This window comes from Kistimonas ophiarachnellae, from assembly GCF_057552235.1.
The window spans coordinates 24,049-49,019 of sequence record NZ_BAAJPA010000013.1 but is presented as its reverse complement, the minus strand read 5'-3'; the positions used below and the strand labels follow the sequence as shown (position 1 = coordinate 49,019).

24 protein-coding genes and 1 other RNA gene are annotated in these 24,971 nt (G+C 54.2%); 4 read left to right on the top strand and 21 right to left on the bottom strand.

Features of this window, described 5'->3' with window-relative positions; all coding sequences use genetic code 11:
* Positions 1–47 precede the first annotated feature (47 nt).
* The 16 genes from ftsA to rsmI form a co-directional block, all read right to left on the bottom strand.
* Positions 48–1,283, bottom strand: coding sequence for a cell division protein FtsA (ftsA, locus tag AC27K1_RS16230; RefSeq protein WP_487151865.1), 1,236 nt, complete (start codon positions 1,281–1,283; stop codon positions 48–50).
* Between the two features lie 37 nt (positions 1,284–1,320).
* Positions 1,321–2,172 (bottom strand): cell division protein FtsQ/DivIB, encoded by an 852-nt coding sequence (locus AC27K1_RS16225; RefSeq protein WP_487151864.1) that lies wholly within the window; start codon positions 2,170–2,172, stop codon positions 1,321–1,323.
* On the bottom strand, positions 2,124–3,119 hold the full coding sequence (locus AC27K1_RS16220) for a D-alanine--D-alanine ligase (protein ID WP_487151863.1): 996 nt from the start codon (positions 3,117–3,119) through the stop codon (positions 2,124–2,126). The genes AC27K1_RS16225 and AC27K1_RS16220 overlap by 49 nt, the downstream gene beginning before the upstream one ends.
* A gap of 6 nt (positions 3,120–3,125) precedes the next feature.
* Positions 3,126–4,571, bottom strand: coding sequence for a UDP-N-acetylmuramate--L-alanine ligase (murC, locus tag AC27K1_RS16215; protein ID WP_487151862.1), 1,446 nt, complete (start codon positions 4,569–4,571; stop codon positions 3,126–3,128).
* A complete protein-coding gene (murG, locus tag AC27K1_RS16210; protein ID WP_487151861.1) occupies positions 4,564–5,637 on the bottom strand; it encodes an undecaprenyldiphospho-muramoylpentapeptide beta-N-acetylglucosaminyltransferase in 1,074 nt (357 codons plus the stop codon). The genes murC and murG overlap by 8 nt, the downstream gene beginning before the upstream one ends.
* Positions 5,630–6,841, bottom strand: a complete 1,212-nt coding sequence (gene ftsW, locus AC27K1_RS16205) for a putative lipid II flippase FtsW (protein ID WP_487151860.1) — start codon at positions 6,839–6,841, stop codon at positions 5,630–5,632. The genes murG and ftsW overlap by 8 nt, the downstream gene beginning before the upstream one ends.
* The gene (murD, locus tag AC27K1_RS16200; protein WP_487151859.1) at positions 6,834–8,192 is read right to left on the bottom strand and encodes a UDP-N-acetylmuramoyl-L-alanine--D-glutamate ligase; all 1,359 of its coding nucleotides are present in this window, start codon (positions 8,190–8,192) and stop codon (positions 6,834–6,836) included. The genes ftsW and murD overlap by 8 nt, the downstream gene beginning before the upstream one ends.
* A 10-nt stretch (positions 8,193–8,202) precedes the next feature.
* A complete protein-coding gene (mraY, locus tag AC27K1_RS16195) occupies positions 8,203–9,285 on the bottom strand; it encodes a phospho-N-acetylmuramoyl-pentapeptide-transferase (protein WP_487151858.1) in 1,083 nt (360 codons plus the stop codon).
* Positions 9,285–10,658 (bottom strand): UDP-N-acetylmuramoyl-tripeptide--D-alanyl-D-alanine ligase, encoded by a 1,374-nt coding sequence (locus tag AC27K1_RS16190; RefSeq protein ID WP_487151857.1) that lies wholly within the window; start codon positions 10,656–10,658, stop codon positions 9,285–9,287. The genes mraY and AC27K1_RS16190 overlap by 1 nt, the downstream gene beginning before the upstream one ends.
* Complete coding sequence (locus tag AC27K1_RS16185) at positions 10,658–12,154, bottom strand: UDP-N-acetylmuramoyl-L-alanyl-D-glutamate--2,6-diaminopimelate ligase (protein ID WP_487151856.1); 1,497 nt, start codon at positions 12,152–12,154, stop codon at positions 10,658–10,660. The genes AC27K1_RS16190 and AC27K1_RS16185 overlap by 1 nt, the downstream gene beginning before the upstream one ends.
* The gene (locus tag AC27K1_RS16180) at positions 12,154–13,872 is read right to left on the bottom strand and encodes a peptidoglycan D,D-transpeptidase FtsI family protein (protein ID WP_487151855.1); all 1,719 of its coding nucleotides are present in this window, start codon (positions 13,870–13,872) and stop codon (positions 12,154–12,156) included. The genes AC27K1_RS16185 and AC27K1_RS16180 overlap by 1 nt, the downstream gene beginning before the upstream one ends.
* Positions 13,869–14,165, bottom strand: a complete 297-nt coding sequence (gene ftsL, locus AC27K1_RS16175; protein WP_487151854.1) for a cell division protein FtsL — start codon at positions 14,163–14,165, stop codon at positions 13,869–13,871. Before ftsL ends, AC27K1_RS16180 begins: the two co-directional genes overlap by 4 nt.
* 5 nt (positions 14,166–14,170) lie before the next feature.
* Positions 14,171–15,103 carry a 16S rRNA (cytosine(1402)-N(4))-methyltransferase RsmH gene (gene rsmH, locus AC27K1_RS16170; RefSeq protein WP_487151853.1) on the bottom strand — a complete coding sequence of 311 codons (933 nt, stop codon included), beginning with the start codon at positions 15,101–15,103 and terminating at the stop codon, positions 14,171–14,173.
* Between the two features lie 14 nt (positions 15,104–15,117).
* The gene (gene mraZ / locus AC27K1_RS16165) at positions 15,118–15,573 is read right to left on the bottom strand and encodes a division/cell wall cluster transcriptional repressor MraZ (RefSeq protein WP_487151852.1); all 456 of its coding nucleotides are present in this window, start codon (positions 15,571–15,573) and stop codon (positions 15,118–15,120) included.
* A gap of 316 nt (positions 15,574–15,889) precedes the next feature.
* Positions 15,890–16,272: RNase P RNA component class A (gene rnpB / locus AC27K1_RS16160), an RNA gene on the bottom strand.
* A 66-nt stretch (positions 16,273–16,338) separates the two neighbouring features.
* Complete coding sequence (gene rsmI, locus AC27K1_RS16155; protein WP_487151851.1) at positions 16,339–17,190, bottom strand: 16S rRNA (cytidine(1402)-2'-O)-methyltransferase; 852 nt, start codon at positions 17,188–17,190, stop codon at positions 16,339–16,341.
* A gap of 152 nt (positions 17,191–17,342) precedes the next feature.
* On the opposite strand from rsmI, the gene AC27K1_RS16150 reads away from it, so the two are divergent.
* The 4 genes from AC27K1_RS16150 (at position 17,343) to AC27K1_RS16135 (ending at position 20,830) form a co-directional block, all read left to right on the top strand.
* On the top strand, positions 17,343–19,223 hold the full coding sequence (locus tag AC27K1_RS16150) for a penicillin-binding protein activator (RefSeq protein ID WP_487151850.1): 1,881 nt from the start codon (positions 17,343–17,345) through the stop codon (positions 19,221–19,223).
* Complete coding sequence (locus AC27K1_RS16145) at positions 19,177–19,569, top strand: YraN family protein (RefSeq protein ID WP_487151849.1); 393 nt, start codon at positions 19,177–19,179, stop codon at positions 19,567–19,569. The genes AC27K1_RS16150 and AC27K1_RS16145 overlap by 47 nt, the downstream gene beginning before the upstream one ends.
* A 12-nt stretch (positions 19,570–19,581) precedes the next feature.
* Positions 19,582–20,169, top strand: a complete 588-nt coding sequence (locus AC27K1_RS16140) for a phosphoheptose isomerase (RefSeq protein WP_395179275.1) — start codon at positions 19,582–19,584, stop codon at positions 20,167–20,169.
* A 73-nt stretch (positions 20,170–20,242) separates the two neighbouring features.
* Entirely contained in the window at positions 20,243–20,830 is a 588-nt protein-coding gene (locus AC27K1_RS16135; protein WP_487151848.1) for a BON domain-containing protein, read from the top strand.
* A 59-nt stretch (positions 20,831–20,889) separates the two neighbouring features.
* Here AC27K1_RS16135 and AC27K1_RS16130 read toward each other — a convergent pair whose 3' ends face one another.
* The 5 genes from AC27K1_RS16130 to petA form a co-directional block, all read right to left on the bottom strand.
* Positions 20,890–21,327, bottom strand: a complete 438-nt coding sequence (locus AC27K1_RS16130) for a ClpXP protease specificity-enhancing factor (protein WP_487151847.1) — start codon at positions 21,325–21,327, stop codon at positions 20,890–20,892.
* Positions 21,328–21,403: 76 nt separating this feature from the next.
* Entirely contained in the window at positions 21,404–22,033 is a 630-nt protein-coding gene (locus AC27K1_RS16125) for a glutathione S-transferase N-terminal domain-containing protein (protein ID WP_345194223.1), read from the bottom strand.
* Positions 22,034–22,131: 98 nt separating this feature from the next.
* Complete coding sequence (locus AC27K1_RS16120) at positions 22,132–22,887, bottom strand: cytochrome c1 (RefSeq protein WP_487151846.1); 756 nt, start codon at positions 22,885–22,887, stop codon at positions 22,132–22,134.
* Positions 22,887–24,101: a cytochrome b gene (locus AC27K1_RS16115; protein ID WP_487151845.1), complete on the bottom strand. Its 1,215-nt coding sequence runs from the start codon at positions 24,099–24,101 to the stop codon at positions 22,887–22,889. The genes AC27K1_RS16120 and AC27K1_RS16115 overlap by 1 nt, the downstream gene beginning before the upstream one ends.
* Positions 24,101–24,694, bottom strand: coding sequence for a ubiquinol-cytochrome c reductase iron-sulfur subunit (gene petA, locus AC27K1_RS16110; RefSeq protein WP_487151844.1), 594 nt, complete (start codon positions 24,692–24,694; stop codon positions 24,101–24,103). The genes AC27K1_RS16115 and petA overlap by 1 nt, the downstream gene beginning before the upstream one ends.
* Between the last annotated feature and the right edge of the window lie 277 nt (positions 24,695–24,971).

The window sequence follows — 24,971 nt, the reverse complement described above, 5'->3', positions numbered from 1 at the left end:
CTTCTCTCTTAACTGTCCATTTTTATAGAATTACTTCCCTAAAACAATCAGAAGTTCCCCTGAAACCAGCGTTTTATCTTCGCCAGAATGGGCTCTTCCTGCTTCTTTGAACCAAAGGCCATATCCCCTTCACCCTGCATTTTCAGACCATAGTGAAGAAGACCAACGCCTGTGGCATAAATCGGATTGCGCACAACATCAGACATCCCCCGAACACTCTGGGGAACGCCCAGCCTGACCGGCATATGGAAGATTTCCTCGGCCAGCTCGACCACACCTTCCATCTTCGAGGTGCCGCCGGTCAACACGATGCCGGCTGCAATTAACTCTTCAAAACCGCTGCGACGCAGCTCCGCCTGAATCAGGGTAAAGAGTTCGTCATAACGAGGCTCAACCACTTCAGCCAGGGCTTGACGTGACAATTCCCTCGGCGGGCGCTCACCCACGCTGGGTACATTAATAGTTTCATCGGCACCCGCGAGCTGGGTGAGAGCGCAGGCGTACTTGATTTTGATCTCTTCAGCAAATTGCGTCGGGGTACGCAGCGCCATGGCGATATCATTGGTGACCTGGTCACCCGCTATGGGAATCACCGCCGTATGACGGATCGCACCTTCCGTGAAGATCGCGATATCGGTGGTGCCACCACCGATATCCACCATGCAGACGCCCAGCTCTTTCTCGTCTTCAGTCAGAACCGAGTAACTTGAAGCCAGCTGCTCAAGAATAATATCCTCGACTTCCAGGCCACAGCGACGGATACACTTCTCAATATTCTGCGCAGCGTTCACCGCACAGGTGACCAGATGCACCTTGGCCTCCAGCCGCACCCCAGACATGCCCAGAGGCTCCTTGACCCCTTCCTGCGTATCGATCACATACTCTTGAGGCAGGATATGCAGAATGCGCTGATCGGCCGGGATAGCCACGGCCTGTGCTGCATCAATCACCCGATCCATATCCGCACGGGTCACCTCACGCTCACGAATGGCTACAATCCCGTGAGAATTGAGGCTACGGATATGACTGCCCGCAATACCGGCATAAACAGAGTGAATCTGGCAGCCCGCCATCAGCTCCGCCTCTTCAATGGCGCGCTGGATAGATTGTACTGTTGACTCAATATTGACCACGACGCCTCGCCGCAACCCCCGAGAAGGGTGCGAGCCAATGCCGATCACCTCGATATCACCGTTATCCGTGATTTCGCCCACGAGCGCCACCACCTTGGAAGTCCCGATATCCAGACCGACAATCATCCTTCCATTTCCCGTCGCCGTCATGCGTAACCTGCCTGTTGCTTCAACGTTTACCTGTTCATCAGTTACTGCGATTTACTCTGCTTCCGTCATTCGTGTTCCAGGAAACCGCTATACCATCGCGATAGCGCAAGTCCACGCGTCGCACATCTTGCCACTGTTTCTGCAGCAATACATGATAAAGACGCACAAATCGTTGCATTCGCTTTACCAGATCGCGATGCCCAAGGTTGACCTCAACATCACCGACCCGGAACCACCAGCTCCCCGTCTCTCGCTGCCCCAGGGCTGTCATTGCCAGACCTAAAGGACGAATCTGCTGGTTCAATGTCATATACTGCTGCATCACCTGTGGTGCAGCAGCTTCCTTACCATAGAGCAATGGCAAATCACTGAAGCGGCTCAGATCATTCACCCGAAACACTTCACCATCGCCATTCAAAACACCGCCCCGCTTCCAGCGAGCTACCGGTACCTGCTCCTGAATCCGGATGTTCAGGGTCTCCGGCCAGACTTTCCGGACTTTGGCCCGGCTAATCCACGGCACGCTCTGCAAAGCGGTTTGCAGGCCCGCCACATCCAGGCGGAAAAACCGCTCTGCCAAAAATGGTGTGACCTGCTCCTGTACCGTCTCTTTCGGTAGATAGCGAAATTCGCCTTCTACTTTCACACTTACTATCGGTCTGTCGAGCCAATTCCAGAGCCAGGGCAACGACCAGACAAACGCACCAATCACCATCCCGGCCAGCAACAGCTTGGCGGCCTGTGCGCCTCGCTGAGTCCAGCGTCTGACAGACGCCTGCCGGTCTTCCAACCGGCTGGCACCATGGATTTTCCTGGCCGGTCTGCCCGCTACCCGACTTTTCAGTCGGTCACGGCCATCTCGGTCCGGGGCGTATAACCGGGTTTCCATGTCCCGTTCTCCTGCTGACCGGATGCCTGCAACAAGGCCAGCACCAGATCTTCAAACTCCAGCCCTGACGCACGGGCCGCCATGGGTACCAGGCTATGGTCCGTCATGCCAGGGATCGTATTCACTTCCAGCAGCCAGAACTGTCCATCGCCATCCTGCATCACGTCTACACGACCCCATCCATGACAGCCGAGGCTGTTGAACGCCCGGAGCGCCAGCGCCTGCAATTCGCGCTCCTTTTCCTCACTGAGGCCGCAAGGGAGATGATAACGGGTTCCATCCGAGAGGTACTTGGCCTCGTAGTCATAGAACACGTTGTCAGTCTCAAGCCGTATGGCTGGCAAAGCGCTACCGTTAAGAATGGCAACGGTAAATTCAGCCCCTTCAATGAGACGCTCAACCAGCACCTGTTCACCATGGTCTGCCGCTTTGCGAATCGCATCGGCCAGTTGATCACGGGTATTTACCCGGGTCATTCCGATACTGGAGCCTTCCTGGTTCGGCTTGACAAAACAGGGAACCGGCAGATCATCCATGTCGACATCCCCGGTCACCAGCTTGTATTCCGGGGTCGGCAGACCAATACTCTGCCAGATCAACTTGCTGCGGTATTTATCCATGGCCAATGCAGACGCTTTCACGCCACTGCCGGTATACGGAATCCCCATATACTCCAGCACACCCTGCACCGTACCATCTTCGCCATCACCGCCATGCAGCGCCAGAAACACGCGATCAGGCTTGATCGTTTGCAACTGACTGATAAGCCCGTCCTCAGTATCGATAAGAATACTGTCGACACCACGACTCTGAAGCGCTGCATGAATCCGACCACCGGAATGCAACGATACCTGCCTTTCAGCCGACGTACCGCCATAAAGAACGGCCACACGCCCCAGTGCATCCATACCGCCCCCTTGTTCATCCCTGCCAAATTGTTCACTCATTCAGTTTCACGCCTTCAGTTTTAATGCGTTCTCCGCAAGGTCAGCCGCCAACACACCGATATCACCCGCCCCCTGGGTGATCAGCAGGTCATCATCGCGCAACAAATCAGCCAAAACCGGCTCTACGGGTTCGCCTCTGGGGATAAACACCGGATCAACACGTCCCCGCTGTCGGATACTGCGACACAGACTTCTACCATCGGCACCCGGCACCGGCTCTTCACCGGCAGGATAAACATCCATCAACAGCAGCACATCCACCTGTGAGAGCACTTCGACGAAGTCATCATACAGATCACGGGTTCTGGAGAAGCGATGCGGCTGGTACACCATGACCAGTCGTTTATCGGGCCACCCCTTGCGAATCGCCGCGATAGTGGCGGCTACTTCGCGGGGATGATGGCCGTAGTCATCGACAAACATGACATTGCCGACACCGGTCTCATAGTGCCCATACACCTGGAAGCGACGGCCTACACCCTGGAACTGCATCAGGCCATCACGGATCTGTTCATCACCGACGCCCTCTTCACTGGCCACAGCAATAGTTGCCAGCGCATTCAGCACATTGTGCTCACCGGGGATATTCAGATGGATATCGAGCACATCGTCACGATCCTTACGCACCAGGCGAAAACGGTTTTCCATCCCGTTCTGATCGATATCAATGGCCCGGAAATCTGCATCTTCAGACAATCCGTAAGTGATTACCTGTCGCTTGATCTCCGGAAGCAATTCACGGATGACCGGGTCGTCAATACACATGACCGCCAGCCCATAAAACGGCAGGTTATGCAGAAAATCGACAAAGGTCTTCTTCAGGCGACTGAAGTCACCGTCGTAAGTCATCATATGATCGGCATCGATATTGGTGACAACCGCTACCATCGGCTGCAGATGCAGAAACGATGCATCACTTTCATCAGCCTCAGCTACCAGGTAACGACTACCACCCAACCGTGCATTGGTACCGGCTGAGTTCAACTTTCCGCCGATAATAAAGGTTGGATCCAGTCCGCCCTGCCCCAATACCGAAGCAATCAGGCTGGTTGTTGTTGTCTTTCCATGGGTACCGGCGACGGCAATACCATGGCGATAGCGCATCAACTCAGAGAGCATTTCCGCCCTGGGCACCACCGGAATACGGAGTTCACGGGCAGTCACCAACTCAGGATTATCTTCCTGCACCGCTGACGACACCACTACGACATCCGCCTTCTGCACATGCTCGCGCTCGTGGCCGATAAAGACCTCAATACCAAGGTCACGCAGGCGCGCCGTCACACGAGACTCCCGCAAATCAGAGCCTGAGATGTCGTACCCCTGATTTTTCAATACTTCCGCAATGCCGCACATACCGACACCGCCAATACCGATAAAATGAATACGGCGAATGCGACGCATCTCGGGAATAGCAAACACCGGTACTGACCGGCCGTTAAGATCAGCCAAGAGCCACCTCCCGACATTGCTGTGCCACGGTAGCGGTCGCTTCAGGGCGTGCACAACCCAGGGCTGCCTGACGCATGTCCCGCAGGAGTTCACGCTCCTGCGCATATTTATCCAGTAATTCTGCCAACTTCACGTCACTTAATTCGCTTTGTTCCAGCAGGACGGCCGCGCCCCTGTCCACCAGGTAACGGGCATTACGCAGCTGCTGTTGATCTTTGTGCCAGGGATATGGCACCAGGATGGCTGGTTTGCCGGCATTGGCCAGCTCAGCCACAGTCAGTGCACCGGAACGGCAGACAATAAGGTCCGCCCAACGATAAGCCGCCCCCATATCGTCGATAAAGGGTTCAACACGCCCGGTCACACCACAACGTTCATAAATAGCCTGGGTTTCATCCACCTTGCCGGCCCCCGTCTGATGCCAGACCTCTACCGGCGCCTTGGATAATGCCAGCGCTGCAGGGATACATTCGTTGATCGCCAGCGCGCCACGACTCCCCCCTAATACCAGCAGTTTTAATGATCCAGCTTCGGAATCATCTCCAGATTCAGCCAGAATCGTATTACGCACTGGGTTACCAGTAAAAATGGCCTTGTCATTGGCATCAAAGGTACCCGGAAACGCTTCCAGCACCCGCGAGGCAAACCGCGAAGCAATACGATTGGTAAAACCGGGAACCGCATTCTGCTCATGAATAACCAGCGGGATACCCAGTAATTTTGCCGCGACACCACCCGGTCCCGACGCAAAACCGCCCATACCCAGAACACCGACCACATTCATGCTACGCATAACTTTGATGGCTTTCAGGACAGAAGCCGTGACTCTAAAAGGCGCCTGCAGCATGGCACGCATCCCATTCCCCATAACTCCTTTTACCGGCATATAGGAAATATCAAAGCCATGGGCAGGAACGAGAGCGGACTCCATACCATCACGCGTTCCCAGCCAGTGAATACCATAACCCTGAGCCTGTAGCTCTTCTGCCACAGCCAGCGCAGGGAAAATATGGCCACCGGTGCCGCCGGCCATAATGACAAAAACCGGTTTACGCTGCTCAGTCATGTTTGGCCTCCTTGACTGCCCCGGAGGCGAAGATCCGTCGTTCATAATCAATCCGCACCAGCAACCCCACGGCCAGACAACTGATCAACAGGCTGCTGCCGCCATAACTCAAAAACGGTAATGCCAGCCCCTTGGTCGGCAATAGCCCGGTGCTTACACCAATATTGATAAAGACCTGGATACCGAGCAACAACCCGATACCGTAAGCCATATATCCCGAAAACACCTGCCCGGCCTTTTCCGCCAGGAAACCTATGCGCATGGCCCGCCAGCTGACAAAAGCGAGCAGCATAATCACTAAGACACTGCCCAGCAATCCGAACTCTTCCGCAATCACTGCAAAAATAAAGTCGGTATGGGCCTCCGGCAGGTAAAACTGTTTCTGGATACTGTTGCCGAGACCTTCACCAAACCAACCACCGCGGCCAAAGGCAATCAGTGATTGCGTCAACTGGTAGCCACTTTCAAACTGGTAGGCCCAGGGATCCATATACGTCGTCAACCGGCGCATCCGGTATGGCTGACTGATTGCGATAAGCGCAATACCAGCCAGGGAAGCGAGGATCAAAACAAAGTACTGCCTTAATTTTGCGCCCGCCAAAAAGACCATACCCAGCACAGCCCCCATGAGCACAACAACCGCACCAAAGTCAGGCTCGGCCAGCAGTAACACCATGGCGAAGAGCAAAATAATCAGCGGCTTGAGAAACCCCCACCAGCCATCACGCACTTCATCCTGACGGCGGGACAAGTACGATGCCATATAAATCACAATGCAAAGCTTGGCGACTTCTGAGGCCTGCAAATTAAAGAATCCCAGGGGAATCCACCGAACACTGCCGTTGATCTCCCGACCAACAAACAACACCAGCACCAAAAGGGAGAAACCCAACGCCAACAGCAACACACTCCAGCGCTGCCAGAGTTCTATCGGGAAAACCTGTACTGCCGCCATCACGCCAATGGCGCCAGCCATGAACACGCATTGCCTCAGAAAAAAGTGAAACGCTGAACCGTAATGCGCACTGGAGATACCCGTAGATGCCGATCCGACCATCACCAGACCAATCAGCAACAATGTCAGAACACAGGCAATCAAGGGATAATCCAGCACCTGCCGATCCCTGCCGGCCACCAGAAAGGACGGCTCCAGCTGCGGAAAGCGCAGACGCTTGATCCAGCCACCCTGAAGCCACTCAGCCATGGGCAGCCCCCACCAGGTGCGCGAAGACTTCACCGCGCTCTTCAAAGCTTCGGAACATATCGAAGCTGGCGCAGGCGGGTGCCAGCAGTACCGCGTCTCCCGCTGCTGCCACTTGACCGGACATCGTCACAGCCTCATCCATGGATGAGGCAGAATACAGTGTCGCGCAGCCATTCAAGCATTCTGCAAGCCTGGGACCATCAGCTCCGATCGCAATCACAGCTTTGACGTATTGATTGACCGGATCACGTAATTCTGAAAAGTCAGCGCCTTTTCCGTCGCCTCCGGCAATCAAAACCAGCCTGCCTTCAATATCCGCACCCAACCCTTCAATGGCAGCAATTGCTGCGCCGGTATTAGTGGCCTTGGAATCATTAAACCAGCTGACGCCATCCTTTTCTGACACCCATTGGCACCGATGAGGTAAGCCGGGAAAAGTGCGAAGCACCTCCAGCATTGCGGGCAAAGGAAAACCAGCCTGACGCCCGATCGCCAGTGCAGCCAGCGCATTGGCATGGTTATGTCGGCCACGAATACGGATTTCACTAACCGGCATCAGGCATTCAAAACCACGAGCCAGCCAAGTCCGGCCCTGCTCATGACGCAGCCCAAACTGGTTCAAATCCGGCTCTTTCAGTGTGAAAGCGATTTGCGGCACAGAGTCAGGCACCAGTGGATAACTCAGGGCATCATCGCGGTTATACACCGCAGACTGGCAACCTCGGTATATCACCTGCTTGGCCTGATGATAGTCCGCTACGGTGCTGTAGCGATCCATATGATCCGGCGTCAGGTTCAACATTACCGCTACCTGCGCACGCAATGAGTGCGTGGTTTCCAACTGGAAACTGGAGAGCTCAAGCACATAGAGTGATTTCCCCCCATTCTCCAGCAGTTCCAGGACAGGCACGCCGATGTTGCCGCCGACACCGACATTGATACCTGCCGCTTCAGCCATCAAACCCACCAGCGTCGTTACCGTGCTCTTGCCATTGGAGCCGGTGATCGCTATCACCGGTGCAGCGACATCCCGGCAAAACAGCTCAATATCACCGACGACTTCAACACCGGCGGCAATGGCCGCTGCAATCGCCGGTTCCTTAAGGGAAACACCCGGACTGACAATCAGCTCATCTGCACAGGCCAGCAGTTCTGCATCAAACGAACCGGTGACAACTGTTACATCGGGGAACTGCTGACGAAACGCATCAAGACCCGGAGGTGATTCACGGGAATCCACCACACAGAACGGCAACTGCCTGGCAGCCAGGTAGCGGGCACAGGCTACCCCGGTCTTTCCAAGACCTATGATGATCCGACGCTTGTCACTGCCAATCAGCTGCCCGTTCAACGCACTATCCTTAACGAATTTTCAGAGTTGCAAGACCAATCAACACCAGAATCAGGGTAATAATCCAGAAACGGACAATGACCCGGGGCTCTGGCCAGCCCTTCAGTTCATAGTGGTGGTGTAAAGGCGCCATGCGGAAGATACGACGCCCCGTAAGCTTGTAAGAAGCCACTTGCAGAATGACCGAGACGGTTTCCATCACAAACACGCCGCCCATGATGAACAGCACAATCTCCTGCCGAACAATGACGGCGATAATACCCAGCGCGGCTCCCAGCGCCAGGGCACCGACATCCCCCATAAACACCTGTGCCGGATAGGTGTTAAACCAGAGGAAACCCAGTCCGGCGCCCGCCAGGGCGCCTGTAAAGATCACCAGCTCACCGGCGCCACTGATATAGGGAATATGCAGGTAACGGGCGAATTCAGCATGACCACTGAGGTAAGCAAAGATGCCCAGTGCAGAGCCAACAAGCACCGTCGGCATGATGGCCAGGCCATCAAGGCCATCGGTGAGGTTGACGGCATTACTGGTTCCAACAATGACCAGGTAGGCAAACAAAATGAAGAACGGTCCCATATTCAAGGCAACGGTCTTGAAGAAAGGGACAATCAACGCAGTTTCCAGCGGTGTAGATGCAAGGGAATAGAGATAGATGGCTGCACCCGCACCCAGCACTGACTGCCAGAAGTATTTCCAGCGCGCCGGCAATCCGCGTGAGTTCTTTTCCACAACCTTGCGATAATCATCCACCCAGCCGATCACACCAAAACCCAGCGTGACCGCCAGCACCAGCCAAACATACTGGTTCTGCAGGTTACTCCATAGCAGTGTACTGATCGCAATCGCAATCAGGATCAGCGCCCCACCCATGGTCGGGGTGCCCGCCTTGCTCAGATGCGACTGCGGTCCATCATCACGCACGGCCTGACCAATCTGGTAAAAGCTCAGCTTGCGAATCATCACAGGGCCGAGGTACAGGGAAATCCCCAGCGCCGTGAGAACTCCCAGGATGCCCCGCAGGGTCAGGTATTTAAAGACTGAAAACCCACTGTAAAACTGCGTGAGATAGTCCGCCAGCCATAGCAGCATCAGCGATTCCCCTCTTCCGGCTTTTTACAAGCCCTGACCACTTCATTCATTCCCATGGACATGGATCCTTTCACCAAAACAGCACAATCCGGCCCCAGGCGAGGCAACAGATCTTCGATAAGTAATGTTTTATCCGTAAAATGAGCCCCGGCACCTTTCCAGAACTCTTGTGTTAGCTGGGTTTGCTCACCGTAGGTCAGCACAATATCCACACCGGCCTCTCGGGCATACTGCCCCATTGCCTGGTGCCCGGCCTCTGACCGGTCACCCAGCTCCACCATATCGCCCATCACCAGAATTTTTTCTCCCGGACAGGCTGCCAGCACATCAATCGCTGCACGGGTGGATGAAGGGTTGCCATTGTAGCTTTCATCAATGACCAATGCGCCACCGACGCCCCGGAAGCGCTGACCACGTCGCAGATACGGTTGTGCATTTTCCAAACCACGAACCACTATCGCCAGCGACAAACCTGCCGCCATTGCCACAGCCGCAGCAGCACATGCATTGGCGACTTGATGCTCTCCCCAGAAATGAAGGTGCACTGGCGAGGATTGACCGGCCATATGCAGATGGAAGTGCATGCCATCTTCCAGAGACTGAATATCACTCGCGTAACAGTCGGTCGACGCATTGAAGAGACTGAAACTCAGCGTCTTTCTTCCAGGCTTGCGGAGAACCCGATCCAACCATTCGCCATAGGCGGGGTCATCAAGATTAAGAATTGCAGTGCCGTCATCCGGCAGACAGTCATAAATCGCACCTTTTTCAGCCACAACACCGGCAAGGCTACCCAGTCCGGAAAGATGCGCCTCCGAAGCATTGGTTATCAGGGCAATCTGCGGCGCACCGAGTTGAGCGACATACTCAATATCACCCGGCTGGTTCGTTCCCATTTCAATCACGGCGTACTGATGCGTTTCATCAATACGGCTGAGAATCACCGGCACGCCGAGATCATTATTCAGATTCCCTTCCGAAGCCAGCGTCTCACCGGCTTCCCGACAGATAGCGGCAATCATTTCGCGGGTCGAGGTCTTGCCACTGCTGCCCGTAACGCCAATCACGGTGCCATGGAAACGCTGGCGATTAAACGCACCAGCCTGCCCTAACGCGAGACGGGTATCGGAAACCAGCAACAACGGCCCTTTTACGCCTTCCAGCACACGGGATACCACAACGCCCGCAGCTCCGCCATTCAACGCCGCTTCAACATAATCATGGCCATCGAAGTTCGGCCCGGTTAAAGCTACAAACAACTGCCCCGGCTTAAGGGTACGTGTATCAATACTGATATCTGAGAATGAGGCATCACCTCCGATCAGCTCAGCGTCCAGCGGCTGAACCAGATCTGATAATGTTGCATTGATCATCAGATTACCCTCCTGTCCAACGCCTGCCTGACTTCACGCATATCACTGAACGGATAACGAACACCGTGAATTTCCTGATAATCCTCATGCCCCTTACCCGCGACGAGGATGATATCGTCATTACCGGCCTCAGCCACGGCGACAGCAATCGCCTCAGCCCGATCTGGCACAACTTGTAATTTGTGATCTCGAAGCTCTGTCGGGATGCCCGCCATGGCATCTTCAATGATTTTCAGAGGATCTTCGGTACGGGGGTTGTCGCTGGTCAGCACAACACGATCAGCGCCCGCCAATGCTGCCTCTGTCATCAGTGGTCGCTTACCACTGTCACGATCACCACCGCAACCAAAGACACAGGTCACCGTCTGGCCACCATGATCACGAAGCGCCCCCAGCACACTGCGAAGTGCATCAGGGGTGTGGGCATAATCCACGACGACAGTGGGTTGAGCCGTACCACCGAGCGTTTCCAAACGTCCTGGCACATTATCCAGCCCGGGAATGAGCGTCAGAATACGATCCAGCGCAAAGCCCTGCAGACACAAGGCGCCAATGACCGCCAACAGGTTACTCAGGTTGAATTTACCCAGCAGAGCGGTACATAAACGTCCTTCTCCCCACGGTGTGTGGAGATTGGCTTCCATCCCTTCAGGCGAAAATACAATATCTGACAGACAGATATCCGCTTTATCTGAGCCAATGGAATATGTGATGTAATTCACCTGACTCTCTGCCGCCGTGCTCAGCATCAGGTCTGCCCACTCATCATCAAGGTTGATCACGGCATGCTGCAAATCTGGCGAACGGAAAAGCATTGCCTTGGCTGCAGCGTAGGCTTCCATCGTCTGGTGATAATCCAGATGATCGCGACTCAGGTTGGTATACACAGCCGTATTGAAGGCAATACCGCTAACTCGACCTTGATGAAGACCGTGAGACGACACTTCCATCGTCAACCAGGGCACTGACTTATCCACCAGCCCAGCCATAAACCGTTGCACCGACAAATTATCGGACGTGGTATTTCCGGCAGGCACCAAGTCAGGAAAGACACCATGACCCAGAGTGCCCATCACGCCACATGATGCATCAAGACGACTCAGTAACTGCGCAATAAAATGACAGCAGCTGCTTTTTCCATTGGTGCCTGTGACACCAATAACTTTTACATGCTCAGAGGGATTCCGGTAGAAACGACTCACCAGTCCACTGAGCTGATCTTTTAGATTGGCGACCGTTACAAGCGGCACAGTAGTGGCAGGCAAAGCCTCACCTGCTTCTGCAAGCACAGCGCAGGCACCGGCCGCTACAGCCTGCCCGATATATTGGCGACCATCACTACTCAGTCCCGGCAGCGCCAGGAACAGATCTCCCGCCGCCACCTTGCGACTATCTAGCACCAAATCACGGACAGCAACATCCGCCGCCACCGGCGGCAGATCCAGCCATTCCAGCAATCGATTCAGTGTCATCTGCTCATGCTGCATACTGTTCATCAACCTTTGATCCTGGAGTACTTCTGAACGTCAGCCAGCGTCTTTACACCCGACTCATCTGGCGCAACGCCCAACACCCGGAGCGACTCGCCTGCCACACGGGAAAATACCGGCGCTGCGACCAGGCCGCCGTAATATTTACCGTTGGCAGGGCTGTCAATCACTACCACCATGACGATTCGCGGTGCATCCGCCGGCGCTATGCCGACAAACGAACCGATATGCCGCGAATCGGTGTAACCTTCTTTCCCCAGCTTCCGCACCGTGCCCGTCTTGCCTGCAACCGCGTAACCATCAAGCTGCGCTCGCGTTCCGGTCCCCCCTTTGGCAACCACGGTTTCCATCATGGTCAGTACCTGATGGGCCACATCAGCACTCATAACCCTGGTTCCTTCCGGTGCGATATCACGCTTCAACAGGGTAACCGGCCGAAAAACACCACCGTTTGCCAGCACCATGTAAGCCTGCGCCAGCTGCAGCGGGGAAACGGTCAGACCATAACCATAGGAGAGTGTCGCGATTTCAATCGGTCGCCATTGCATGCGGTAAGGCAACAGGCCAGTACTTTCCCCGGGGAAAGCCACGCCTGTGGATTGCCCGAACCCGACCTTCTGAAACAGGGAGAGAATCGTTTCCGGCCCCAGGTCCAGCGCAATCTTGCTGACACCGATATTGCTGGACTTGGTAATCACGCTCGTCACATCCAGCTTGCCATAGTTCCTGACATCACTGACGGTATCTTGCCCGATACGCATCTTCCCCGGCGTGGTATCAATCGGGGTGTGTGGACTATAGCGGCCGGACTCCAGTGCTGCCGCAACCGTCAGGGGTTTAATCACTGATCCGGGCTCAAACTGGTCGGTGATTGCACGGTTCCGCACACCTGCAGGGTTCAGCCGGCTGCGATTATTCGGATTGAACGTCGGCTGGTTGGCCATGGCCAGAATTTCACCGGTTTTGACATCCAGCATAACGAGGGAAGCGGCACGGGCCTTCAGGCTCTGTACCGCTTTTTGCAGTTCTTTGTTGGCAAGGTATTGCAGCCTCAGGTCAATGCTCAACATCAGCTCTTTGCCCGGACTGGCGCTGCTGACCACCTCAGCTTCGCGAATCAAGTGACCCCTGCGGTCTTTCAGGACACGCCACTTACCCGGCTCGCCCGACAACCAGCCATCGAAGGCTAATTCAATCCCTTCCTGACCCTGATCATCGATATTGGTCAGCCCCACCAGCTGGGCGGCGACGGAGCCTGCCGGATAGTAACGACGGTATTCATCAATGGAATAGACACCCGGCACTTTCAACGCCATGATCTTTTTGGCTTCTGCCGGCTCAATTTGACGCTTAAGATAGATAAACTCACGCTTCGCGTTGGCCCTGAGTTTTTTGCGCAGATCCTTGGCTTTCACATCCAGAGCGGTCGCAAGCCCGGACACATCGGCACCCGCAGTAATCAGCTCTTCAGGATTGGCCCAAATGGAAACCACCGGCGTACTGACGGCAATGGGCTTGCCATTCCGGTCAAAAATAATACCCCGATGTGCGGGAATGGTTTCATGACGCACACTACGCTTGTCGCCCTCATTCTGGAGAAAAGGACGATCCACCACCTGCAGCTCGGCGACCCGCCAGATGGTGACGGTAATCAGCAGCACGATCAGGCCTTCAACAAAACGGAAGCGCCCTTTGTATGGGGTTGTTTTCCTGCGCCGGTTCATGGTTCTACCAGGATCACCTTGTCCTTGTGAGGCATCTCCATTCCCAGCTGCTTAACCGCCTGCCGTTCGATCTGGCCATGGGCAGTCAAGGTGCTGTACTGCAACAGTAGCTGTCCCCACTCCTCCTGCGTCTTGTTTTTCCGATTCAATTCCGCCTGGTACTGGTTAAACGCCTGACGGTTCAAATGCGCCACATAAGCTACGGCTACCGCTGAACAAAATACGGCCAAAACCAGAGCCATCAGCCCTGGTCGGATACTCGCCAGTACAGCTTTCAGCGGTAACCAGTCCATACCGCTTATCCCAGCTTCACTGCCACACGCATGACCGCACTGCGCGCCCGCGGATTAACATCCAGCTCATCCTTGCCTGACTTGACCGCCTTGCCGCAGCTTTTCAGACGACGCGAGGCATTCAGCTGGTCTTCCGTCAGCGGCACCCAGCTGGGGATATCCGTGTCACCCTTCTCATGCTTGCGGATGAAGCGCTTCACGATCCGGTCTTCCAGCGAATGGAAGCTGATAACAACCAGCTTGCCGCCGGGCTTCAACGCCTCAAGCGCCTGCTCCAGTACACGGTTCAGATCATCCAGCTCGCTGTTGACAAAAATCCGGATACCCTGAAAAGCACGGGTCGCCGGGTGCTTGCCTTTTTCCCAGGACGGATTGGCTTCCGAGATGATATGCGCCAGCCGTCCGGTGGTCACAATCGGCTCAATCTCCCTCGCCTGCACGATGGCACGCGCCATCCGTCGGGAAAAACGTTCTTCGCCAAACCGCTTCAGGACATCGGCAATTTCAACTTCATCCGCTTCGGCAATCCAGTCAGCCGCGCTGATGCCATGTTCGGTGTTCATGCGCATATCCAGCGGACCATCCTGAAGGAAGCTGAAACCTCGTTCAGGATTGTCAAGCTGCGGGGATGAAACCCCAAGATCGAGCAACACACCGTCAACCTGCTGTTGACCGACAAACTGCTCTAGCTCGGCAAACGAACCGTGACAGATCTGGAACCTGCTATCGGCCTGCGTCAACGCATGACCCACGACAACCGCTTCCGGGTCCTTGTCGATACCAATCAGCCGACCATCGCAGGACAACTTTTCCAGAACCGCGCGACTGTGACCGCCACGACCAAAGGTACCGTCGACATACAGTCCTTCCGGCGAACTGACCAGCGCCTCAACGGCTTCAGACAGTAAAACGGTCTGATGCCTGTATTGTTCGTTCATACTTTCCAAAGGACTCACAACGACAGTGTCTGCAATTCCTCCGGGACCTGGTCTGCGCCGCCGGTTTCCTCCAAATAGGCATCACGGCGTTCGTTCCAGCAGACCTCATCCCAGAGTTCAAATTTTTTCCCCTGCCCCAGCAAGACGGTTTTCTTGCCAAGCCCGGCATAATCACGCAGCAGGGGGGGAATCAAAATCCTGCCGCTGCCATCCATTTCCAGATCCGTCGCATGACCAATCAGGAGCCGCTGAATCCGTCGGCTCAAGGGATGAAAACTGGGCAGGGACTCAATCTTGGCCTGGATGATCTCCCATTCATCAACGGGATAGATCAGCAGGCAACGCTCTTCCGTATCAATGGTGGCGACCAGGCGCCCTTCACAACGCATCGACAATACGGAGCGGTAGCGTGTTGGAATGGCCAACCGCCCTTTCGCATCCATATTGATCGCGTTGACGCCCCGGAACACTCAGCTGTCCTCTTTTCTTCCCTGGACCGAATACCAGATTATCCCACTTTTAGCCACTTTATCCCACAGTGCCACACTATAGGAACCCCCAAAATCCGGGTCAAGGCAGGGAACTACCTAGAAAACCTATAAATATGAACACGTTAGACGACAATCCAGAGTTTGACTCTCCGATCAAAAAGTGGGGAAACAGCCCGTTCAACACAAACATACGGCCAGAAAAGATAGCAGCACCCAGCAAAATGCACTGATACAAAAATCACGCGCCAAAAAAAATCCTCCCGTCGAGCGTTCGACGAGAGGATTTTCAGTATAAGTGGCGAGCTGGCCTGTAAGCCGGGTTCTGTAGCACCTGCGAACAGGTCTGACAGTCATTCATCTGGGATGCATGTCACCATGCACCTCTAGCAGCCTACCCGGATTCAGTGCGGGTCACACCATCGAATCCCTATTTGGCCTTGCTCCAGGCGGGGTTTACCGTGCCGTGAACTGTTACCAGTCACGCGGTGCGCTCTTACCGCACCCTTTCACCCTTACCGGTCTGCTCCGTTGCCGGAGTTGACTTAGGCGGTCTACTCTCTGCTGCACTTTCCGTAGGCTCACGCCCCCCAGGCGTTACCTGGCGCCTTACCCTGTGGAGCCCGGACTTTCCTCCACCTCATTCCAGAGAAATGAGACAGCGACTGCCCGGCCAGCTCGCGACGGCGCAGAATAATCAAAACCTCCCGGACACTCAAGCGAATTTCATCAGTCATTCATCAATTACTATTCGCGGCCATCACTTTTGAGGGTTAACCCGTATTCGTAGAGTGTTTTTTTCTTAACGCCTGTAATTTTTGATGCCAGCTGGCTGGCCTGCTTCAGCGACAATTCTTCCAGCAAAATCCCCATGAGATTCGCGCTACTTTCATCAATACCACCCTCCTTTGATGATTCAGCACCACGCACCAATACAACAAACTCACCTTTTTTCTGATTGGCATCTGCTCTTAGTCGTGACAAACATTCATCAACCTGCCCGGCCAGAACTGTTTCAAATGTCTTCGTCAACTCACGGGCAATAACGATATTGCGTTCAGCCCCCAGAACCTCCGACATATCAGCCAGGCATTCTTCAATCCGGTGCGTTGATTCATAGAAGATCCAGGTATGCTCAAAACCGGACAATGCCTGTAACCGCTTTCGGCGCGCAACGGATTTTGCGGGAAGAAACCCTTCAAAGAAAAACCGGTCAGAAGGCAGACCCGATACACTCAACGCAGCAATCAAGGCACAGGCTCCTGGCACCGGCACAACGCGATACCCGGCCTCTCGCACTGTAGCTACCAGAAAATACCCCGGGTCAGAGATCAAAGGCGTCCCGGCATCTGAGACCAGCGCTACCGACTCACCGGCTGCCATTTTCGCAACAATCTGCGCACTGCGATCACGCTCATTATGCTCATGACAGGCCAGCAAGGGCTTGCGGATCCCCAGGTGATTGAGCAACCGCGCCGTATGCCGGGTATCCTCCGCCGCGATAACATCGACCGAACCCAGCACCTCGACAGCCCTGGCGGTAATATCCCCCAGATTACCAATGGGCGTGGATACTATGTACAGACAGGCTTCATTCATCGGGTTTACTCAAACTATTAACCGGGATCGCTAGAGATGCGTCCGGCACTTGGTTAAAATCCACGAAGGGTACAGGTGACAACGATAGCCTGCCAACCCAAAAAATCGTGACGCGTTCAATCTGTCTATTTTTGCCAGAAGGTGGCCCATAAGTGAGTTTCATATCCCGGCCAGGATTATCCATTGGCGTACTTGCACTGACCCTGATACTGGCAGCCTGTTCAACCGCTCCTCGCCAGACGACTTATGATGACACCCTGCCGGACACCTCCCGCATGACGGTAGACGGCATGCTGTTAAAGGCTCAGAAATCCACTTATCCGGCCAAGGGGAAACTCTTGCTTTTGGCTGCAGGCACGCTACTGGATGAAGACAACCTCGAACGAGCAAGAAATACGCTTGACCGCATCGAACCCGGCCGCCTGGATGGCAACAATCGGAATAACTACAGCCTTCTGGAAGCGGATTACGCCGTCCTGACCCATGACAGCCGCTCAGCACTGGAATGGCTGTCAACCGTCAGCACCTATAACCTGAAGCGCGCCCAACGGGTTAAATATCACCAAATCAAAGCCAGAGCCTTTGAACTGGATGGCAATTTCAGCCAGAACATTGAACAACTGGGACAAGTCTTAAAACACCTGCCCAAAGAAGATCACCCGGCACTGTACCAGACATTATGGAACAACCTGCTGATGCTGAATGAAAGTCAGCTGCTGGATCTCCTGATGGCAACACCTCCCGATACGCTCAAACCCTGGATTGAGCTTGCAGTGATCTATCGCACCCCTGGCGAACTGGAAAACCAGCTGACTGAACTGCAAAGCTGGGAACAGCGCTGGCCTGCCAGCGATGCCGTACGCCATTTACCACAAAGCATCACTGACCTGAAAAATGCCAAACCCTACCAGCCCGAAAAGATAGCCCTACTTTTACCGTTGAGCGGTCCACTTGCACAGGCTGGTGAAGCCGTCAGGGAAGGTTTCATGGCAGCTTACTATGAAGCAGCCAAAAAGAAACTTCAGGTGCCGGAAATCCAATTCTACAATTCCGCCTCCGGCAACCCTGTAGAGCTGGCACAAACTGCTGAAAATGACGGTGCCGGACTCGTGATCGGCCCTCTGGGCCGAAACGCTGTAGAAAGTGCAACGTCCAATAGCCAGCTGACCATCCCGCAACTGACACTGAATTATGCAGATACATCAGAGAGCCTTTCCCCTATCTACCAGATCGGTCTGGCCGCCGAAGACGAAGCCAGACAGGGGGCTGACAGAGCCTGGAAAGATGGATTCCGACACCCTGTCATCCTGATCCCTGACAGCGATTGGGGCCAGCGAGTGGCCAATGCCTTCCTTCAGGCGTGGCAGGAACTGGGCGGCGAAGTGCTCACAACGGTTCGCTACACCGGTAACGGTGACTTCAACCAGGCAGCATCCAAACTATTGCTGGTCAACGAGAGCCAACAGCGAGCCAATAATCTTCGACGCATTCTTGGTAAAAAACTGGATTTCACCCCTCGTCGCCGCCAAGACGTCGATATGATTTTCATGGCCGCTTCAGCAGCCAATGGACGGCAGTTAAAACCTGCACTGGACTTTTACTTCGCCTACGACCTGCCGGTTTACACAACATCCGGCATCTACAGCGGTCATCAGGATCCCGCGAAAGATCGAGACCTGAGCGGTATCCGTTTCCCGGTCATGCCCTGGTACCTCAACCGGGATTCCGCCCTGAAAGATGTCATCACCCGGGAATGGCCCTCAAGCACGGGACAATACGGCAGCCTGTACGCTCTGGGCGCAGACGTCTGGCGCCTGTACCCCAGAATGGAACAAATGAGTCGCTCAGCCGGCGCCCAGATGTTCGGCGCCACCGGCACATTGAGCATCAATACACAGGGCTATGTAGAACGACGCCTGACCTGGCAATATTTTGATAATGGCCGCCCCAGACCACTCACCCGGGAATACAGCGCGAGAAAGACACATGCCATACACGTCCTGGACAGCAACGATCAGGAACCGAAAGGGTAACCGGGCGGAGCAGGCTGCCCAGCGTTTCCTGACGAAACAGGGATTAACCCTGGTCGCCAGGAATTACGCCTGGTGCGGCGGCGAACTGGATCTTGTCATGAAAGACAGCGAAACCCTGGTTTTCATTGAAGTTCGCTACCGGAGCCAGGATGCATTTGGCTGCTCAGCCGAAAGCATTACCTGGCAAAAGCAACAGAAGCTCATCAGAACAGCACAACATTTTCTTCAACAGCACAGACTAACTGACAAGTCAGCCTGTCGCTTTGATATAATCACCGCAAAACCTGATTCATCCCGTCAAGGGACACTGCAAATCGGGTGGATCAAAAACGCTTTCAGCGCCTGACAGGACTAACCCATGCTTGAACGCATCACCTCACACTTCTCCGACAGCATTGATGCCAAAATCCGTGCTGCGGAAACACTGCCACCGCTGATCGCCCAGGCTGCAGAACTGATCGTTAACGCCCTGATCAATGAAGGGAAAATCCTGACCTGTGGCAATGGAGGCTCCGCAGCCGATGCCCAGCACTTTTCCTCCGAATTGCTGAATCGCTTTGAGCGGGAAAGACCCTCACTGCCAGCCATCGCCCTGACAACAGACTCATCAACCCTCACCTCCATCGCCAACGACTACAGCTATAACGAAGTTTTTGCCAAACAGATACGCGCACTGGGTCAGGCAGGCGATGTACTATTAGCCATCTCTACCAGCGGCAAATCACCCAATATCGTGCAGGCGGTACAGGCTGCCCATGACCGCGAAATGACCGTCATCGCACTAACCGGAAAAGACGGCGGCAACATGGCCAGGTTACTGCACCCTGAAGATATCGAAATTCGCGCTCCCAGCACCGTCACGGCACGCATTCAGGAGGTTCACCTCTTGGTTGTTCACTGCCTGTGCGACCTGATTGACGAATGCCTCTTTGGAGCCGTCGAATAAACTGCCGATTATTCACTATCAACTAACTGCTTCACCCTGACGCGTCATCGTACAAACACAAGGGATCCTGACCATGCAAAGAACAAGGGCTCGTGGATTGCGAGTTTTCACAATCTCCATTCTGCTGACCGCACTCCTGGCAGGCTGCACCACCACGCTGACAGCAATCAATAGCGAGCCCATTAAACAGGACCCATCCTCACGCTCATGGGGCGCCTGGATTGACGATCAAACCATCGAAACCGTGGCCGGCGTTAACATAAAGAAAGCCGATCCCGCGTTTGCCAACAGCCATATTGTCGTGATCAGTCACAACGGCATTGTGCTTCTGGTAGGACAAACCGGCTCAACAGCCCTCAAGGAATTGGCAGGAAATACCGTCAGAAACGTACAAAAAGTTCGTAAAGTTTATAACGAACTGGAGGTCTCAGGCCCAACCACCATGCTGGTTCGCTCGGGTGACAGCTGGATCACCTCGAAAATCAAAGCGCGAATGGTCTCTGAAAAAGACTTCCCCTCAGGCAATGTCAAAGTCATTACCGAAAATGGTACGGTATACCTAATGGGACTTGTGACACCGGAGCAGGCAACCACAGCGGTCAACATCGTAAAGCAGTCTTATGGCGTGCAAAAAATCGTGAAGGTTTTTGAATACATATAACGCTGAGCCTTTCTCATAAAAAAAACCGCCGAAATGGCGGTTTTTTTATGATGCAGTCACTACTTGACCACTTTGAGACTGGGACGCCCTTTTGGCGGCCTGCCCGGCCCTTTGGGATCAGGCTCCGGCGAAGGCTCTTCTTCATTCACCTCAGAATCTACCAGGTGCACACCTTCTGGCTGAGCTTCAACCTCAAAGACCATGCCCTGGCCATTTTCCTTGGCATAGATTGCCATGACAGCCCCCACAGGCACACACACCTGGAACGTCCTGCCACCGAAACGCGCCAGAAACATGACCGCCTCATTAGAGACATCCAGATCCCGGATAGCCATTGGCGCCAGATTAAGCACAACCTGTTCCTCACCGGCAAACTGATCCGGAACATCGACACCGGGAACCGTCGTATCGACTAGCAGATAAGGGGTGCAGTCGTTATCAACAATCCATTCATACAGTGCCCTGACAATATAAGGGCGACTGCTGGTCATACTCATTGAAGGGCTCCAGCTTCATTTCCAAACACGTAAAAAAAGGGGGCTTGCCCCCTTTAGTGTATGCCAATCTCAGCGATCAGATACGCATTTCCTTCTCAACATCAGACAGGCTTTCGCGGAAAGATTCGCGCTCAAACAAACGCTCAGCATACTCCGTGATTGCCTTGGCCTGAGGCGGCAGCTGGATATCCATCGCCTCCAGACGCCAGAGAATCGGGGCAACACAGCAATCCACCAGCGTAAATTCTTCACTCATGAAGAAGGGCTTTTCAGCAAAGATGGGCGCAATACTGATCAGGCTCTCGCGCAATTCCTTGCGCGCCTTGGCTGCAACCGTATCCTTGGTCTTGGGATCCAGAATTACATCCGCCAGTGCACACCAGTCTTTCTGAATACGGTGCATCATCAGGCGACTCTGGGCCCGGGTCACCGGGTAAACAGGCAGCAGCGGCGGATGCGGGAAACGCTCATCCAGATACTCCATCATGACATTGGGCTCATAAAGCACCAGATCACGATCCAGCAGGGTCGGCAGCGTATTGTAGGGATTGATATCAGCCAGTTCCTGCGGTCTGGAATCTGGATTGACATCCTGAATATCGACAGCGACGCCTTTTTCCGCCAACACAATACGAACACGATGGCAGTAGTGATCAGCCGGGTCAGAAAAAAATGTCATTGAGGATCTTTTGGCGACTACGCCCATTGATCTACCCCCACCTGAGGTCATACATGAAACCAAAAATGCGCGCAGCCACAAGAGTGACTACGCGCCAGATTACGAATTTTACCAGATTATAGAAGTTAGTGAACGTCCTTCCAGTACTCCCGCTTAAGCAAATAAGCGATTACGAAGAAAAAGGCCAGGAACAGCAGCACATAGACACCAATTCTCTGGCGATCAAGCTGCATCGGCTCACCACTATAATCGAGGAAGTTGACCAGATCATACATCGCCTGGTCATACTCTTCCGGACTCATACTGCCTTTATATTCCGGATCCGGCACCAGGCCACACAGCTTTTCACCGGTCAGCGTATCAATCTGACCCTCTGTGTCGCCAGCACAGGTATCAATCAAGCCACCCTGCAATTCAAGCAGCACATGCGGCATGGCCACATCCGGGAAGACTTTATTGTTAACACCCCAGGGTCGCTTGGGATCCAGGTAAAACGTCCGCAGATAGGTATAAAGCCAGTCGGTACCGCGAACCCTGGCCACCATGGTCAGATCCGGCGGCGCCGCACCAAACCACTGCTTGGCCTCACTCTCGACCATACCGTTTTTCATCAGATTACCAATTTTGGCATCCGTAAAAACCAGATTATCCATCATAAGGTCATGAGGAATACCGAGATCATCGGCAACCCGTTCATAACGCTGGAACTGGGTCGCGTGACAGCCGGCACAATAGTTCATATAGAACTTGGCGCCCCGCTGAAGTGACGCCTGATCACTGACATCAGTTTCGATATGATCCAGCGGATAGCCCCCACCGCCGGCGGCAAACGCAGTGACCGGCAGCAACACAAACAGCCATGTGATGAGTATCTTTTTCATTAGCCGGTCACCCTCTCCGGTACAGTTTTAGTCTTCTCGATACGGGTGTAAAAAGGCATCAGCAGGAAGAACGCGAAGTAGAACACTGTTGCCAGTCGCGCAATATTGGTCAGCAAGTCCGTCGCCGGCTGCGTTCCGAGCCAGGTCAGCAGAATGTAATTCAGACCAAAGGCAACGATACAGGTCTTGCTGATCAACCCCTTGTAACGCCAGGACTTCACAGGGCTTCTATCCAGCCACGGCAGGACAAACAGGATCGCAATCGCGGCTCCCATGGCAATGACGCCCAGCAACTTGTCCGGAACCGCCCGCAAAATAGCGTAGAACGCACCAAAGTACCAGACAGGCGCGATATGCTCCGGCGTCTTGAGACTGTTCGCCTGCTCAAAATTCGCATGCTCAAGGAAGAAGCCACCCATTTCCGGGAAGAAGAACACCACGCCACAGAAGACAAACAGGAATACCACGACACCGACGATATCCTTCACGGTGTAATAAGGGTGGAAAGGAATACCATCAACCGGCACGCCGTCCGCATTCTTGTTCTTCTTGATCTCCACACCGTCCGGGTTGTTGGAACCCACTTCGTGCAGCGCAATGATATGCATGACCACCAGGCCGAGAATAACAATCGGCAGGGCCACCACATGCAGGGCAAAGAAGCGGTTCAGGGTAATACCGGAAATCAGGTAGTCACCACGGATCCACTGCTGCAGATCAGGGCCGATCACCGGGATCGCACCAAACAGGGCAATAATAACCTGTGCGCCCCAGTAAGACATCTGTCCCCAAGGCAGCAGATAACCCATGAAGGCTTCCGCCATCAACGCCAGGTAGATCGCCATTCCGAAAATCCAGACCAGCTCACGGGGCTTTCGGTATGACCCATACAGCAGGGCACGGAACATGTGACAGTAAACAACCACAAAAAACGCTGACGCGCCCGTAGAATGGAGGTAGCGAATCAACCAGCCATATTCCACATCCCGCATGATGTACTCAACGGAAGCAAACGCCGCTTCAGCACTGGGCACATAGCTCATGGTCAGCCAGATCCCGGTCAGGAGCTGGTTAACCAGCACCAGCAGCGCCAGGGAACCAAAGAAATACCAGAAATTGAAATTCTTGGGCGCGTAGTATTTGCTGAGATGCTCTTCCCACATCTTTGTCAGCGGAAAGCGATCATCCACCCAAGACAGTAATTTATTTCCCATCAGGCAGCCTCCTCATCGACACCGACAGTCAGAATGTCGTCCCCCTCAAAGGAGTAAGGCGGCACTTCCAGGTTGGTTGGCGCCGGAACCCCCTTATACACCCGTCCCGCCAGGTCAAACTTGGAACCGTGACACGGACAGTGATAACCACCTACCCAGTTGGCGTCAAAGTCCATCGGCTTGACTTCGGGAATGTATTTCGGCGAGCAGCCCAGGTGCGTGCAAAGCCCCACCAGCACCAGGATGTCTTCCCGGGTAGAGCGGAACTCATTTTGAGCATAATCCGGCTGTTCTGATTCGTTCGACTGAGGATCCCTGACCTTGCCATCCAACTTGCGGATATTATCCAGCATGTCCTTTGAACGACGCACGACAAATACCGGCTTGCCCCGCCATTCGACGATGACCTGCTGCCCGGGTTCTAGTTTGGATATATTGACTTTAACAGGTGCGCCCGCCGCCTTGGCCTTGGCGCTTGGATTCCAGGATTTGATAAACGGTGTCGCAACTCCCGCAGCCCCCACTGCACCAACTACCGAAGTAGCTGCAACCAGAAAGCGGCGCCGGCCCACATTTACGCCGTCTTGACTCATTCGGCTTTCTCCCCATCAGAGCATCAGCTCATTTATTCTGCATGCCAGGCAAAGCGGTGGGCATATTCGTTAAACTCGGAATTACTGACAAGCAACCGCAATTCCCCTTAGCACCCCACCTACAAACCGCAATGATATAGGGTTTAGCCCCTAAATTAAATGGATGAGATCATACTGGCGCACTTTCCTGGAATTTGCGATGAAAAAACGCCCTGTTTTGCAACACAAAAACAGCAGGCATAAAAAAAGCGCCGATCCGAAGATCGACGCTTTCGCA